This window comes from Burkholderia sp. SR8 (genome assembly GCF_052851275.1).
Window position 1 is genome coordinate 102,599 of record NZ_JAULUC010000008.1, and the last position, 14,229, is coordinate 116,827.

Below are 14,229 nucleotides of genomic sequence, written 5' to 3' on the forward strand. Positions count from 1 at the left end.
GGAAGGACCGCGCGCGCGGCGGGGGCATGCCCGAGGGTGCGATGCTGCATCGCAGCACGGAATTTGCGGGCAAAAAAAACCGGGGCGGATACGGCCCCGGAGCAACAACGACAAGAGGAGAATGGTGACGCGCCGGCAGCGCCAGCCGCGTACCGTAAAGACAGACCGTGGGTCGCGACAGAAGTTCGAAATTTTTTTCGATTTGTTACGGATCCCGCGGAAAGCCTTGTGGGGCGGGGCCGAGCGCGTGCGCGGCCCCGGTTCCTCTCGTCGCGGTGCTTACTGCTGTGCTGCGCGCAGGTAGATTTCGACGCGGCGGTTTTGCGCGCGGCCGGCTTCGGTCGCGTTGTCCGCGATCGGGTTCGACGGGCCCATGCCCTGTGCCGACAGGCGGCCGCCGGCGACGCCGCGCTGCACGAGCGCGTTGACGACGCTTTGCGCACGGTTCTGCGACAGCGTCTGGTTCAGTTGCTGCGAACCCGTGCTGTCCGTGTAGCCGACGATCGAAGCCGTCACCTGCGGGTTCTGGTTCAGCGTCGTCGCCAGGTCGTTCAGCAGCGGCGTGAAGGCCGGCGTGATCGCGTACCGGTTGGTCGCGAACGTGACCGAGCTCGGCACGTTCAGCTTCAGCGAGCCGTCCGGCTGCTCGGTCACCTGCGTGCCCGTCTTCGCTGCCGACGGCGCGAGCTTGTTCTTGATCGCCTGCCAGTTGTAACCCGTCACGCCGCCGACCAGCGCACCGACGCCCGCGCCGATCGCCGCGCCCTTGCCGCCACCTGCCAGTGCGCCGATGCCCGCGCCCAGCGCCGCACCCGTGCCGGTGCCGACGGCCGCGTTGTTGCCTTGCTGCGTGGCGCAGCCTGCCAGCAGTGCGCCGGCGAGTGCGAAGACGGACAGGCGAGTCGCGATTTTCATGTTCATCTTGGATTCCTCTCTTGGTTTGAACGAGTCGACAACAATGACAAACAACAGTGACGGCTCCCAGCACGGACTGCCCGAAAAAGGAGGACAGGCCCGCACTCGCGGCAGCCGCCGAGGCGGCCGCATGCCCTGTTCGCCAGCGTGGCTGTTCGGACAGGGTGACGCGTCAGCCTCTACAATATAGGCGGTTGGCGGCCGATTTGGCCCCATAGGATGCCGCACGCGAAGATTGCTCCGCCGCGCGCGTTCGCGCAATGGCGTGCAACAGATTCTTTCACTTTTCCCGCTTTTCGCAGCGTTATTTGATATTTCTTGACGTTTGCGCGAGAGAAAAACGTTTTCACGGAGTTTCGATGAGCATTGACCGGGCACAAGTCGACGCCGCGCTGGCGGCCGTCGTCGATCCCAATACCGGCCGTCCGTACGCGGCGAACAAGGGCGTGCGCAACGTCGCGATCGACGGCGACGCCGTGGCGGTCGACGTGGTGCTCGGCTATCCCGCGCGCAGCCAGCACGACGACGTGCGCGCGCGCATCGCCGACGCGCTGAAGGCCGTGCCGGGCGTGCGCGATGCGCGCGTCGCCGTGTCGCAGGAGATCGTCGCGCACACGGTCCAGCGCGGCGTGAAGCTGCTGCCGAACGTGAAGAACATCGTCGCGGTCGCATCGGGCAAGGGCGGCGTCGGCAAGAGCACGACGGCCGTGAACCTCGCGCTCGCGCTCGCCGCGGAAGGCGCATCGGTCGGCATTCTCGACGCCGACATCTACGGGCCGTCGCTGCCGACGATGCTCGGGATCCACGGCCAGCGCCCCGAGTCGCCGGACAACCAGTCGATGAACCCGCTCGTCGGCCACGGGCTGCAGGCGAACTCGATCGGCTTCCTGATCGAGGAAGACAACCCGATGGTGTGGCGCGGCCCGATGGCGACGTCCGCGCTCGAGCAGCTGCTGCGCCAGACCAACTGGCGCGAGCTCGACTACCTGATCGTCGACATGCCGCCGGGCACCGGCGACATCCAGCTCACGCTCGCGCAGCGCGTGCCGGTGACGGGCGCCGTGATCGTCACGACGCCGCAGGACATCGCGCTGCTGGACGCGAAGAAGGGCCTGAAGATGTTCGAGAAGGTCGGGATTCCGATCCTCGGCATCGTCGAGAACATGAGCATCCACGTGTGTTCGAACTGCGGGCACGAAGAGCACATCTTCGGCGCGGGCGGCGCCGAGCGGATGGCGCAGGACTACGGCGTGAACGTGCTCGGCAGCCTGCCGCTCGACATCGCGATCCGCGAGCGGGCGGACAGCGGCATGCCGACGGTCGCGGCCGAGCCGGACGGCGCGCTGGCGCGGCGCTATCGCGACATCGCACGCGGGGTCGCGCTGGCGATCGCCGAGCGCGCGCGCGACATGACGTCGAAGTTCCCGTCGATCGTTGTTCAAAATACGTAAAACCCTTGCGGGGCGGGGCCTCACGCTGTTTACGGCGCCGCGAGGCGCGGTATCATGGCGACTTTTCCCGGGTCCCTTTACCCGCCCGGCATGGCGGCCGTGTCGAACGGCCGCCAGCCGGCATGAGGATCGAATGAACCAACGACATCACGGCGTGCGCGCCGGCCGCGTGCAGCGCGCGCTGCTGGCCGCCGCCGCGCTGGGCCTGCTGGCCGGCTGTACCTCTTTTTCCTCGTCGCACGAAAAGCGCGCCGACGCGCAACTGCAGCCGACCGTCGGCTCGCAGACGCGCGGCGCGGTGACGTTCGTCGAACGCCCCGACGGCGTCCAGGTCACGTACAACCTGGTCGGCCTGCCGCCGAACAGCGATCACGCGCTGCAGGTGCACGAACGCGGCGACTGCAACGCGGGCGACGGCTCGAGCGCCGGCCCGGTGTTCGCGCCGGCTGCCGACCGGCTGCGCGCGGGTGCGCGCGTCGCCGGCGATCTCGGCAACATCCATGCGGATGCCAACGGCGTCGCGGCCGGCTTCATTGTCGCGCCCGATCTGGCCCTCGACGGTGTGCGCTCCGCGCTGAACCGCGCGGCACTCGTGCACCGCGAGGCCAGCGATCCGGCGTTTCCGCAGCATGGCGCGGGCCCCGCGCTCGCGTGCGGCGTGATCCGTTGACGGCCGCCGCATGCGCGGGCCGATGATCGCGTAAAATGTGCGCCTTTCCCGGCCGCCGCTTCGCGGGTCCGGCCCTCACCGACTGTCACGCAGCGTTTCCAGGCGCCCTGATATGAGCATCAAGTCCGACAAGTGGATTCGGCGCATGGCCGAAGAACACAAGATGATCGAGCCGTTCGTGCCCGATCAGGTCCGCGCGTCCGAGGACGGTCGCAGGATCGTCAGCTACGGCACGTCGAGCTACGGCTACGACATCCGCTGCGCGGACGAATTCAAGATCTTCACGAACATCAACTCGACGATCGTCGATCCGAAGAACTTCGACGAAGGTTCGTTTGTCGATTTCAAGGGCGACGTGTGCATCATCCCGCCGAACTCGTTCGCGCTGGCCCGCACCGTCGAATATTTCCGCATTCCGCGCACCGTGCTGACCGTCTGCCTCGGCAAGTCCACGTACGCGCGCTGCGGGATCATCGTCAACGTGACGCCGTTCGAACCCGAATGGGAAGGCTACGTCACGCTGGAATTCTCGAATACCACGCCGCTGCCCGCGAAGATCTACGCGAACGAAGGCGTCGCGCAGGTGCTGTTCTTCGAAAGCGACGAAGTGTGCGACGTGTCGTACGCCGATCGCGGCGGCAAGTATCAGGGGCAGCGCGGTGTCACGCTGCCGAAAACCTGATCTGTTTGCATTACGTCTCACCAGTTTCCGGGTGACCGCTGCGCGTGACGCGCCGCGGTCGTTCTTTTTGGAGAATCGCCCATGAAGTTTCGTTTCCCCGTCGTCATCATCGACGAAGATTTCCGCTCCGAGAACATCTCGGGCTCCGGCATCCGGGCGTTGGCCGAAGCGATCGAGAAGGAGGGCGTCGAAGTCCTCGGCCTCACGAGCTACGGCGATCTGACGTCGTTCGCGCAGCAATCGAGCCGCGCGTCGTGCTTCATCCTGTCGATCGACGACGACGAACTCATGCTCGGCGAAACGGGCCCGGACGGCGAGCTGCCCGAACTCGCGACCGCGATCATCGAGCTGCGCGCGTTCGTCACCGAAGTGCGCCGCCGCAACGCGGACATCCCGATCTTCCTGTACGGCGAGACGCGTACGTCGCGCCATCTGCCGAACGACATCCTGCGCGAACTGCACGGCTTCATCCACATGTTCGAGGACACGCCGGAGTTCGTCGCACGCCACATCATCCGTGAAGCGAAGGTCTATCTCGACTCGCTCGCGCCGCCGTTCTTCAAGGAGCTCGTGAAGTACGCGGACGAAGGCTCGTACTCGTGGCACTGCCCGGGCCACTCGGGCGGCGTCGCGTTCCTGAAGAACCCGCTCGGCCAGATGTTCCACCAGTTCTTCGGCGAGAACATGCTGCGCGCGGACGTCTGCAACGCGGTCGACGAGCTCGGCCAGCTGCTCGATCACACGGGCCCGGTCGCGGCGTCCGAGCGCAACGCCGCGCGCATCTTCAGCGCGGACCACCTGTTCTTCGTGACCAACGGCACGTCGACGTCGAACAAGATCGTGTGGCACGCGACCGTCGCCCCCGGCGACATCGTGCTGGTCGACCGCAACTGCCACAAGTCGATCCTGCACGCGATCACGATGACGGGCGCGATTCCGGTGTTCCTGACGCCGACGCGCAACCATTTCGGCATCATCGGGCCGATCCCGCGCGACGAGTTCAAGCCGGAGAACATCCGCAAGAAGATCGACGCGAACCCGTTCGCGCGCGAGGCGATGCGCCAGAACCCGGACCTGAAGCCGCGCATCCTGACGATCACGCAGAGCACGTACGACGGCGTCATCTACAACGTCGAGATGATCAAGGACCTGCTCGGCGACCTGCTCGACACGCTGCACTTCGACGAAGCGTGGCTGCCGCACGCGACGTTCCACGACTTCTACCGCGACATGCACGCGATCGGCGACGGCCGTCCGCGCACGGGCGCACTCGTGTTCGCGACGCATTCGACGCACAAGCTGCTCGCGGGCATCTCGCAGGCGTCGCAGATCGTCGTGCAGGATTCGGAGAACCGCACGTTCGACAAGCACCGCTTCAACGAGGCGTACCTGATGCACACGTCGACGAGCCCGCAGTACGCGATCATCGCGTCGTGCGACGTCGCGGCCGCGATGATGGAGCCGCCGGGCGGCACCGCGCTCGTCGAGGAGTCGATCGCCGAGGCGATCGACTTCCGCCGCGCGATGCGCAAGGTCGATGCCGAATACGGCGACGACTGGTTCTTCAGCGTGTGGGGCCCGGACGACCTGTCGGAAGAGGGCATCGGCTCGCGCGACGACTGGATGCTGAAGCCGAACGACCACTGGCACGGCTTCGGCCCGCTCGCGGAAGGCTTCAACATGCTCGACCCGATCAAGGCGACGATCATCACGCCGGGGCTCGACGTCGACGGCGAGTTCGGCGAGACGGGCATTCCGGCCGCGATCGTCACGAAGTACCTGGCCGAGCACGGGATCATCGTCGAGAAGACCGGCCTGTACTCGTTCTTCATCATGTTCACGATCGGCATCACGAAGGGCCGCTGGAACTCGATGGTGACGGAGCTGCAGCAGTTCAAGGACGACTACGACAACAACCAGCCGCTGTGGCGCGTGCTGCCGGAATTCGTCGCGCAGCATCCGCGCTACGAGCGCGTCGGCCTGCGCGACCTGTGCACGCAGATCCACGACGTGTACCGCGCGAACGACATCGCGCGCCTGACGACGGAGATGTACCTGTCGGACATGGAGCCGGCGATGAAGCCGTCGGACGCGTTCGCGAAGCTCGCGCACCGCAAGATCGACCGCGTGCCGCTCGACGAGCTCGAAGGCCGCGTGACGAGCATCCTGCTCACGCCGTACCCGCCGGGCATTCCGCTGCTGATCCCGGGCGAGCGCTTCAACAAGACGATCGTGAACTACCTGCGGTTCGCGCGCGACTTCAACGAGCGCTTCCCGGGCTTCCATACGGACATCCACGGCCTCGTCGCGGAAGAAGTGAACGGCCGCGTCGAGTACTTCGTCGACTGCGTGCGCGACTGATGGCGGCGCAGGGACGAATCCGGACGATGCGCGCGGCGCTGGCCGCGCTCGCCGTCTGGTCGGCAGGATTGGCGGGGCTCGCGCTCGCGGGCGTCGCCCATGCGGAAGTCGCCGCGGCCGACCCGATCGATGTCGCGATGCGGCAGTGTCTCGCGCGGCGCGACCGGTCGTCCACGGCCGGGCAGATCCAGTGCATGGGCGAAGCGCAGCAGCAGTGGCAGGCCGTGATGGACCGCGCGTACCAGCGCCTGTCGAACGATGCGCCGGCCGACGCGAAGCGCGGCTGGCAGGACAGCCAGCGCCACTGGGTCACGTGGCGCAAGGATGAAATCCAGCTGCTGAAGGCCGTGTACGACACGACGCGCGGCACGTCGTACGCGATGTCGAGCGCCGACATGCAGCTGCAGCCGGTGCGCGATCGCGCGCTGGCGTTGCGCGCGGCGGCCGACCGCTATGCGCCGCCGCCGGCCGCGGTGCCGGTCGCGGCCACGAGCGGCGCGCAGGGCGCTGCCCAAGGCGCGACGGCTGTGCCGCCGGGCGCCGCCGCGGCCGCCGGCAAGCCGGTGAACGTCGCACCGCGCGATCCGGCGATCCGCCGCGTGCGGCCGTGCGTGCAGGACGCCGCGTGCGAACACGCGCTGTTCGACCTGAACCGCTATTACCAGAAGCTGCGCCGCAAGATGCCCGCGCATTCAGCGGCGACGCTCGTGCGGGCGCAGCGCGCGTGGGTCGCGTTCCGCGATGCGACGGCGCCGCTCGTCGGCGAGGACGGCCGCGTCGACCTGATCGGCGCGCGCATCGCGACGATGAAGCGGCTGTCGGAGACGGCCGGCAACCAGTAGGAATCGCCGCGATGCCGGGGTTCCGGCACGGCAACGCAAAATGGGCACCCGAGGGTGCCCGTCTGCATTCGGGAGGCGGCCGCGTGCGCGCTTACGCGGGCTGCTGCGCGTCCAGACGGCCGAACCACGACGGCACGAGCGCGACCGCATCGTCGAGCGACGCGAGCACGTGCAGGCTCAGCGCGACGATCTCGGGTGTCGGCGCCTTCAGGTCGGGCACGGTGATCACCGACGCGCCGGCGCCGGCGGCCGACAGCGCGCCGAAGTCGCTGTCCTCGAACGCGACGCACGCGTGCGCCGGCACGCCGAGGCGTTCGGCCGCGAGCCGGTACACGGCCGGGTCGGGCTTGCCGCGTGCGACTTCGTCGCCGCCCGCGATCGCGCGGAAGAACGGCAGCACGCCGACCGCGCCGAGCCGTGCACGAATCACGTCGCCCGCGGACGACGACGCGACCGCGCACGGAATGCCGGCCTGCGCGAGCGCCTCGAGCAGCGCAAGCGCGCCCGACTTCAGCGGAAACTTCGGATGCGGTTCGGGTGCGGCGAGCTGCTCGCGCACACGGAAGCGCACGGCGTCGAACGTGTCGGGGTCGCCGATCAGCCGCGCGAGGATCACCTGGCCTTCGGCGAACGAGCGGCCGACGATCTGCAGGTAGTCGATCTCGGTCAGCACGACGCCGTGCGCGTTCGACACGTCGATCCACGTGTTCATGATGGTCCGCTCGGAATCGACGAGCAGGCCGTCCATGTCGAAGAGCGCGGCGGAGAAGGTCATCGGCGGTATCCGGAAACGGGGAAGCGGGAGAGCAGGGGGGCGGGGCACGCGGCGGGCGGCGCGATGGCCGCCCGAACCGGGAACGGACGCCGCGGGCGTCCGCTCGCGGCGGCGTGCTTACTTGCCGAGCGCGGCGCGGGCAGCCTTGGCCGCCGCACGCACCTGGTCGGGCGCGGTGCCGCCCGGGTGGTTGCGGCTCGCGACCGAACCTTCGAGCGTCAGGTAGCCGAACACGTCGTCGCCGATCAGGTGCGCGACGTTCGGCAGTTCCTGCTTCATTTCGTCGAGCGTCAGGTCCGCGAGGTCGATTCCGCGGTCGTCGCAGATCTTCACCGCGTGCGCGACGGCTTCGTGCGCGTCGCGGAACGGCAGCCCGCGCTTGACCAGGTAGTCGGCGAGGTCGGTGGCCGTCGAGAAGCCCTGCAGCGCGGCCGCGCGCATCGCGTCCGGCTTCACGGTGATGCCCGCGACCATCTCCGCGAAGATCCGCAGCGTGTCGGCGACGGTGTCGACCGTGTCGAACAGCGGTTCCTTGTCTTCCTGGTTGTCCTTGTTGTACGCGAGCGGCTGGCCCTTCATCAGCGTGAGGAGTGCCATCAGGTGGCCGTTCACGCGGCCCGTCTTGCCGCGCGCGAGTTCGGGCACGTCCGGGTTCTTCTTCTGCGGCATGATCGAGCTGCCGGTGCAGAAGCGGTCGGCGATGTCGATGAAGCCGACGCGCGGGCTCATCCACAGCACGAGTTCTTCCGAGAAGCGCGACACGTGCGTCATCACCAGCGCGGACGCCGCCGTGAATTCGATCGCGAAGTCGCGATCCGACACCGCGTCGAGCGAGTTCGCGCAGATGCCGTCGAAGCCGAGCGTCTTCGCGACCGCGTGACGGTCGATCGGGTAGCTGGTGCCGGCGAGCGCGGCCGCGCCGAGCGGCAGGCGGTTCACGCGGGTGCGGCAGTCGCGCATGCGTTCCGCGTCGCGCGTGAACATCTCGACGTACGCGAGCAGGTGATGGCCGAACGTGACCGGCTGCGCGACCTGCAGGTGCGTGAAGCCCGGCATGATCGTGTCCGCGTTCTGTTCAGCGAGGTCGATCAGCGCGCCGCGCAGGTCGTTCAGCAGCCCGCCGATGCGGTCGATTTCGCCGCGCAGCCACAGGCGGATGTCGGTCGCGACCTGGTCGTTGCGCGAGCGGCCCGTGTGCAGGCGCTTGCCGGCGTCGCCGATCAGCGCGGTCAGGCGCGCCTCGATGTTCAGGTGGACGTCCTCGAGATCCAGCTGCCATTCGAATTCGCCGCGCTCGATCTCGCCCTTGATCTGCGTCATCCCGCGCTCGATCGCGGCGAGGTCGTCGGCGCTGATGATCTGCTGCGCCGCGAGCATGCTCGCGTGCGCGAGCGAGCCGGCGATGTCGACGAGCGCGAGGCGCTTGTCGAAAAACACCGACGACGTGTAGCGCTTGACCAGCTCCGACATCGGTTCCGAGAAGCGGGCCGACCAGGCCTCGCCCTTTTTGTGCAGTTGGGACGTCATGGCGATTCTTCGAAGGGGAGTTGGGCGGCCGTGCGCCGCCGAGGGAATCCCGCGATTCTAACATTCGCGGGGCGCGCGGCCTGCCTTCGCGGGCGCGCGGCGCCCGTTCAGTCGCGCACCAGCACGACGAGCTTCAGGTCCTCGCGATGCGCGGGCTTCAGCGTGATCTGCTGATACACGACGCGGCCGTCGGCCGGATGGTCGAACTCGCGCATCCCGCCTTCGCGCTCGAACACGTCCTGCGACGCCCAGTACTGCGCGAATGCGTCGCTGCCGGCCATCAGCGCGTCGATCAGCGCGCGCGTCGGCGCGTCGGCGAGATGGCGGATCGAGTCCGCGCGGAATTCGGCCGCGAGCCGCCGCGCGCGGGTTTCCCAGTCGACGATCAGCGTGCGCGCGGCCGGCGCCATGAACGTGAAGCGCAGCAGGTTGCGATCGTGGTCGCCGTCGAGCCAGCCGGTAAACAGCGCGGCGGCCGGCGCGTTCCACGCGAGCGCATTCCATTGCCGGTCCAGCACGTACGCGGGCGTGGCGATCGCGGCGACGGTGGCCGCGAGCGTCGGCGGCAGGTCGCCGGCCGCGACGTCCGGCTCGGCCGGATCGCGTTGCGCGGCCAGCTCGAACAGGTACGCGCGCTCGGCCTTCGACAGCTGCAGCGCGACCGCGATCCGTGCGAGTGCGTCGGCCGATGCCGACACCGGGCGGCCCTGCTCGATCCACGTGTACCAGGTCGGGCTGACGCCGCACAGCTGCGCGACTTCCTCGCGCCGCAGCCCCGGCGTGCGGCGGCGCGGGCCGGGCGGCAGGCCGACGGCCTGCGGCGACAGCCGTTCGCGGTGCGCGCGGATGAATTCGCCGAGCGCGCGGGCGGGCGTGGCGTCGAGCGGCGGGGTCGGGGCGGAGGACGGCTGGTTCATGCGGAAACGGCTGACACGACTGAAGCGACGAAAAAAGGCGCACTGTGGCGCGGCAAAGGATCAGGCAGGTGTAACAAATACCAGAATAACTGCTTAACTTGTACTGGTACAAGCGCGGCCCTATTGTAGCGATTCGCGCGCTGGCAGGCAGCGGGCGCCCCACCAGAAGAAGGAGCGAACGATGAAACACCACGATCAGGTCGCCGACGCATTCGGCACGACGGCAGCCGCCTATCTGACGAGCACGGTCCACGCGACGGGTGCCGATCTGCAGGCGCTGGCCGACGCCGTGCGCGCGACGCCCGACGCCGCGGTGCTCGATCTCGGCTGCGGTGCGGGCCACGCGAGCTTCGCGGTCGCACCGCACGTGCGCGACGTGGTGGCGTACGACCTCGCCGCGCCGATGCTCGCGACCGTCGACGCCGCCGCACGCGAGCGCGGGCTCGCGAACATCCGCACGCAGCAGGGTCCGGCCGAGCGGCTGCCGTTCGACGCGGGCACGTTCGACTGGGTGGTGAGCCGGATGAGCGCACACCACTGGCACGACGTGCGCGCGGCGCTCGCCGAGGTGCGCCGCGTGCTGAAGCCGGGCGGCCGCGTGCTGATGATCGACATCGCGGGCAACGACCATCCGCTGCTCGACACGTATCTGCAGGCCGCGGAAGTGCTGCGCGATGCGTCGCACGTGCGCGACTACCGCGCGGACGAATGGCTCGTGATGTTCCGCGGCGCCGGATTCGACGCGCACGTGCAGCGCCGCTGGCGCCTGTCGATCGATTTCGCTACGTGGGTCGAGCGGATTCGCACGCCGGCCGACAGCGTCGCGGGCATTCGCGCGCTGTGGGCGCATGCGCCCGACGAGGTGCGCGGCTACTACGCGGTGCGGCCGGACGGCTCGTTCGAGCACGACGCGTTGCTGATCGACGCGCAATGAGCGTGCGGGACGGCGCGATCGCCGATGCGCTCGTGCCGTCCGATGAAAAAAGCCGCGATACGCGTGGTCGCGTATCGCGGCTTTCGTTTTGCGATGCCGGCGTGGCGCGGGACAGGCCCGCGCCGCGCGCGGATCAGCCGGTATTGCGCAGGCCGGCCGCGATCCCGTTGATGGTCAGGTGAATCCCGCGGCGCAGCCGCGCGTTCGTGTCGCCCGCGCGGTGACGCTTGATCAGCTCGACCTGCAGGTGGTTCAGCGGATCGAGATACGGGAAGCGGTTCTTGATCGAGCGCGCGAGCAGCGGGTTGGTCGCGAGGCGGCCTTCGTGCCCGGTGATTTCCGCGAGCGCCTGCGACGTGCGCTCCCATTCCGCGACGATCCGCTCGAACACGTGCTTGCGCAGCTTGCGGTCGGCGACCAGCTGCGCGTAGCGCGATGCGACCGCGAGATCGGTCTTCGCGAGCACCATGTCCATGTTCGACAGCAGGTTCGCGAAGAACGGCCAGGTCTTGTTCATCTTCTTCAGCAGCGTCACGCGCTTCGCGCGTTCGGCCGCGTCCTGCGCGCCGTCGAGATACGCGCTCACCGCGCTGCCGAAGCCGTACCAGCCGGTCAGCAGCAGCCGGCACTGACCCCACGAGAAGCCCCACGGGATCGCGCGCAGGTCCTCGATCTTGCGGTTCTTCGGGTCCTGCAGCTTGCGCGATGCCGGACGGCTGCCGATGTTCAGCTCGGCGATCTCGGTGATCGGCGTCGACGAGAAGAAGTAGTCGGTGAAGCCGGGCGTTTCGTAGACGAGCGCGCGATACGACGCCATCGCGGCATCGGACAGCGTCTGCATCGCCGCTTCGAACGCGGGCAGCTGAGCGGGCGCGTTCGACTGCGGCAGCAGCGATGCCTCGAGCGTCGCGGCGACGACCGTCTCGAGGTTGCGCCGGCCGATCTCCGGGTTCGCGAACTTGCTCGCGATCACCTCGCCCTGTTCGGTCAGGCGGATCTGGCCGTTCACGGTGCCCGGCGGCTGCGACAGGATCGCCTGGTAGGTCGGGCCGCCCCCGCGGCCGACCGTGCCGCCGCGGCCGTGGAACAGGCGCAGCGTGATCTTGCGTTCGCGGAACAGGTCGACGAGCGCGAGTTCGGCGCGATACAGCTCCCAGTTCGACGTCAGGAAGCCGCCGTCCTTGTTGCTGTCCGAGTAGCCGAGCATCACTTCCTGCTCGGCGCCCTGGTGCGCGATCACGGCATCGACGCCCGGCAGTGCGAAGTAGTCGCGCATGATGCGCGCGGCGTCGCGCAGGTCGGGGATCGTCTCGAACAGCGGGATCACCATCAGCCCGTTTTTCGCATGGCTGCCGAGCGTGCCTTCGAGCAGGCCCGTTTCCTTCTGCAGCAGCAACACCTCGACGAGGTCGCTGACGGTTTCCGTATGCGAAATGATGTAGTTGCGCACCGCGCGCGCGCCGAACTGCGCGCGCACTTCGCGCGCCTTCTCGAACACGCCGAGCTCGCTCTGCGCGAGCGCAGAGTATTCGAGATACGGCGAGCGCAGCGGGCGCGGGTCGGCGAGCGCGGCGAGCAGCACGCGCAGCTTGTCTTCCTCGGCGAGTGCCGCGTAGTCGGCTTCGACGCCCGCACGCGCGAACAGCTCGGCGACCACGGCTTCGTGGATGTCGGAGCTCTGGCGCAGGTCGATGCTGGCGAGATGGAAGCCGAACACTTCGGCCGCGCGCACGAGCGGCGCGAGGCGCGGCGCGGCGAGCGACGCGCCGTGGTGTTCGTCGAGCGATGCGGTCAGCACCTTGAGATCGGCGACGAATTCTTCGGAATCCGCATACGGAATCGCGCGCACCGGCGGCGCGCCGCGGCCGGCGCTGCGCACCGGCACCGTGCCTTCGCCGAGACGCACGCGCGCGCTTGCCGCGAGCCGCGTGTAGATGCCGATCAGCGCGCGGCGGTACGGTTCGTCGACGCGGTGCGGCGACTGGTCGGGCGATGCGGCGGCGAGCGCCTTCACCGCGTCGTTCGCGCCGACCAGCAGGTTCGACACCGACAGCTCGGCGCCGAGCTTGTGCACCTGTTCCAGGTAGTGTTCGAGGATCACCGCGGCCTGGCGGTTGATCGCTTCCTCGAGCGTCGGCGCGGTCACGTTCGGGTTGCCGTCGCGATCGCCGCCGATCCAGCTGCCCATCTGGAAGAACGCGGGCACGCGCGCCTGCAGGCCGTGCTCGGCGAGCGCGGCCTCGATGTCGCCGTACAGCGCGGGCAGTTCGTCGAGGAACGTCGCGCGGTAGTACGACAGCGCGTTCTCGATCTCGTCGCCGACCGTGAGGCGCGCGTCGCGCAGCATGCGGGTCTGCCACAGCGCGGTCACGCGCGCGCGCAACATCGATTCGTTGTACGCGCGTTCGCGCGCGGTCAGCGGCTGGTCGCGCTCGGCGAGCAGGCGCGCGATGTCGTGCTGCGCGTCGAGGATGCTCTTGCGCTGCACTTCGGTCGGGTGCGCGGTCAGCACCGGCACGATCAGCGCATCGTCGAAGAAGCGCTGCAGCAGCCGCTTCGACGCGTTGCCGGTCGTCTTCAACTGGTCGAGCGCGTATGCGACGGTGCCCGGCTGCGGCGCGGAGCCGGCCAGCGCATGGATGCGGCGGCGGCGGTTGTGGTGGCGGTCTTCCGCGATGTTGGCGAGATGCGAGAAATAGCTGAACGCGCGCACGACGCTGACCGTCTGTTCCGGCGTCAGCTTGCGCAGCTTCTTCTCCAGCGTCTGCGCGGCTTCGCTGTCGTCCTCGCGGCGAAACTTCACCGCGGTCTGGCGAATCGTTTCGACCACGTCGAACACCGTGTCGCCTTCCTGCTCGCGCACCACGTCACCGAGCAGGCGGCCGAGGAAGCGGATGTCCTCGAACAGCGGGCGGTCCTTGTCCTCGCGCGTGCGCGCGCCGGGCTTCGCCGTGCCGGCCGCGCGGGCAGCGGTACCGGCGGGCTTCATCGCGCGTTTTGTCTGACGTATCGGGTCTTTCGGTTTCGTTGCCGTTTTCGCACGGCCGTTCGCGGCGGTGGCGAGGGTGCCCGTCTGGGCGTCGGGGGAGGGCAAGGCAGCATTGCGGCGCGCCGTACGCGCCGATCCGGAAGACTTCACGATGGGTTTCCTTGGG

Annotated in this window: 11 protein-coding genes; 6 read left to right on the plus strand and 5 right to left on the minus strand. The window is 68.6% G+C overall.

Annotated features, from left to right (window positions below):
* Positions 1–279: 279 nt before the first annotated feature.
* Positions 280–921, minus strand: a complete 642-nt coding sequence (locus Q3A80_RS12675; protein ID WP_446329338.1) for an OmpA family protein — start codon at positions 919–921, stop codon at positions 280–282.
* Positions 922–1,274: 353 nt separating this feature from the next.
* Here Q3A80_RS12675 and apbC point away from each other — a divergent pair, with 353 nt between their 5' ends.
* The 5 genes from apbC (at position 1,275) to Q3A80_RS12700 (ending at position 6,921) form a co-directional block, all read left to right on the plus strand.
* Positions 1,275–2,366 carry an iron-sulfur cluster carrier protein ApbC gene (gene apbC, locus Q3A80_RS12680; protein ID WP_124663000.1) on the plus strand — a complete coding sequence of 364 codons (1,092 nt, stop codon included), beginning with the start codon at positions 1,275–1,277 and terminating at the stop codon, positions 2,364–2,366.
* 133 nt (positions 2,367–2,499) lie between these two features.
* Positions 2,500–3,036, plus strand: coding sequence for a superoxide dismutase [Cu-Zn] (gene sodC / locus Q3A80_RS12685; protein ID WP_446329339.1), 537 nt, complete (start codon positions 2,500–2,502; stop codon positions 3,034–3,036).
* A 112-nt stretch (positions 3,037–3,148) separates the two neighbouring features.
* Entirely contained in the window at positions 3,149–3,718 is a 570-nt protein-coding gene (dcd, locus tag Q3A80_RS12690; RefSeq protein ID WP_006398615.1) for a dCTP deaminase, read from the plus strand.
* 81 nt (positions 3,719–3,799) lie between these two features.
* Complete coding sequence (locus Q3A80_RS12695) at positions 3,800–6,079, plus strand: Orn/Lys/Arg family decarboxylase (RefSeq protein ID WP_446329340.1); 2,280 nt, start codon at positions 3,800–3,802, stop codon at positions 6,077–6,079.
* Positions 6,079–6,921 carry a lysozyme inhibitor LprI family protein gene (locus Q3A80_RS12700; RefSeq protein ID WP_446329341.1) on the plus strand — a complete coding sequence of 281 codons (843 nt, stop codon included), beginning with the start codon at positions 6,079–6,081 and terminating at the stop codon, positions 6,919–6,921. Before Q3A80_RS12695 ends, Q3A80_RS12700 begins: the two co-directional genes overlap by 1 nt.
* Before the next feature lie 91 nt (positions 6,922–7,012).
* On the opposite strand, the gene Q3A80_RS12705 is transcribed toward Q3A80_RS12700, so the two are convergent.
* The 3 genes from Q3A80_RS12705 to Q3A80_RS12715 all read right to left on the minus strand — a co-directional run bounded on the left by Q3A80_RS12705 (position 7,013) and on the right by Q3A80_RS12715 (position 10,140).
* Entirely contained in the window at positions 7,013–7,696 is a 684-nt protein-coding gene (locus Q3A80_RS12705) for an HAD family hydrolase (RefSeq protein WP_446329342.1), read from the minus strand.
* Positions 7,697–7,813: 117 nt separating this feature from the next.
* A complete protein-coding gene (argH, locus tag Q3A80_RS12710; protein ID WP_446329343.1) occupies positions 7,814–9,223 on the minus strand; it encodes an argininosuccinate lyase in 1,410 nt (469 codons plus the stop codon).
* Between the two features lie 107 nt (positions 9,224–9,330).
* Entirely contained in the window at positions 9,331–10,140 is an 810-nt protein-coding gene (locus Q3A80_RS12715; RefSeq protein ID WP_446329344.1) for a helix-turn-helix transcriptional regulator, read from the minus strand.
* A 181-nt stretch (positions 10,141–10,321) separates the two neighbouring features.
* Between Q3A80_RS12715 and Q3A80_RS12720 the strand changes: the two genes are divergently transcribed.
* Entirely contained in the window at positions 10,322–11,074 is a 753-nt protein-coding gene (locus Q3A80_RS12720; RefSeq protein ID WP_446329345.1) for a class I SAM-dependent methyltransferase, read from the plus strand.
* A 133-nt stretch (positions 11,075–11,207) separates the two neighbouring features.
* Here Q3A80_RS12720 and ppc read toward each other — a convergent pair whose 3' ends face one another.
* Positions 11,208–14,213: a phosphoenolpyruvate carboxylase gene (gene ppc, locus Q3A80_RS12725; RefSeq protein ID WP_446329346.1), complete on the minus strand. Its 3,006-nt coding sequence runs from the start codon at positions 14,211–14,213 to the stop codon at positions 11,208–11,210.
* Between the last annotated feature and the right edge of the window lie 16 nt (positions 14,214–14,229).

Excerpts from the sequence above, each read along its gene's own strand:
- Q3A80_RS12705 (WP_446329342.1), bottom strand. The coding sequence starts at position 7,696 with ATGACCTTCTCCGCCGCGCTCTTCGACATGGACGGCCTGCTCGTCGAT.
- Q3A80_RS12715 (WP_446329344.1), bottom strand. The coding sequence starts at position 10,140 with ATGAACCAGCCGTCCTCCGCCCCGACCCCGCCGCTCGACGCCACGCCC.
- dcd (WP_006398615.1), top strand. The coding sequence starts at position 3,149 with ATGAGCATCAAGTCCGACAAGTGGATTCGGCGCATGGCCGAAGAACAC.
- Q3A80_RS12720 (WP_446329345.1), top strand. The coding sequence starts at position 10,322 with ATGAAACACCACGATCAGGTCGCCGACGCATTCGGCACGACGGCAGCC.
- argH (WP_446329343.1), bottom strand. The coding sequence starts at position 9,223 with ATGACGTCCCAACTGCACAAAAAGGGCGAGGCCTGGTCGGCCCGCTTC.
- Q3A80_RS12695 (WP_446329340.1), top strand. The coding sequence starts at position 3,800 with ATGAAGTTTCGTTTCCCCGTCGTCATCATCGACGAAGATTTCCGCTCC.
- apbC (WP_124663000.1), top strand. The coding sequence starts at position 1,275 with ATGAGCATTGACCGGGCACAAGTCGACGCCGCGCTGGCGGCCGTCGTC.
- Q3A80_RS12700 (WP_446329341.1), top strand. The coding sequence starts at position 6,079 with ATGGCGGCGCAGGGACGAATCCGGACGATGCGCGCGGCGCTGGCCGCG.
- sodC (WP_446329339.1), top strand. The coding sequence starts at position 2,500 with ATGAACCAACGACATCACGGCGTGCGCGCCGGCCGCGTGCAGCGCGCG.
- Q3A80_RS12675 (WP_446329338.1), bottom strand. The coding sequence starts at position 921 with ATGAACATGAAAATCGCGACTCGCCTGTCCGTCTTCGCACTCGCCGGC.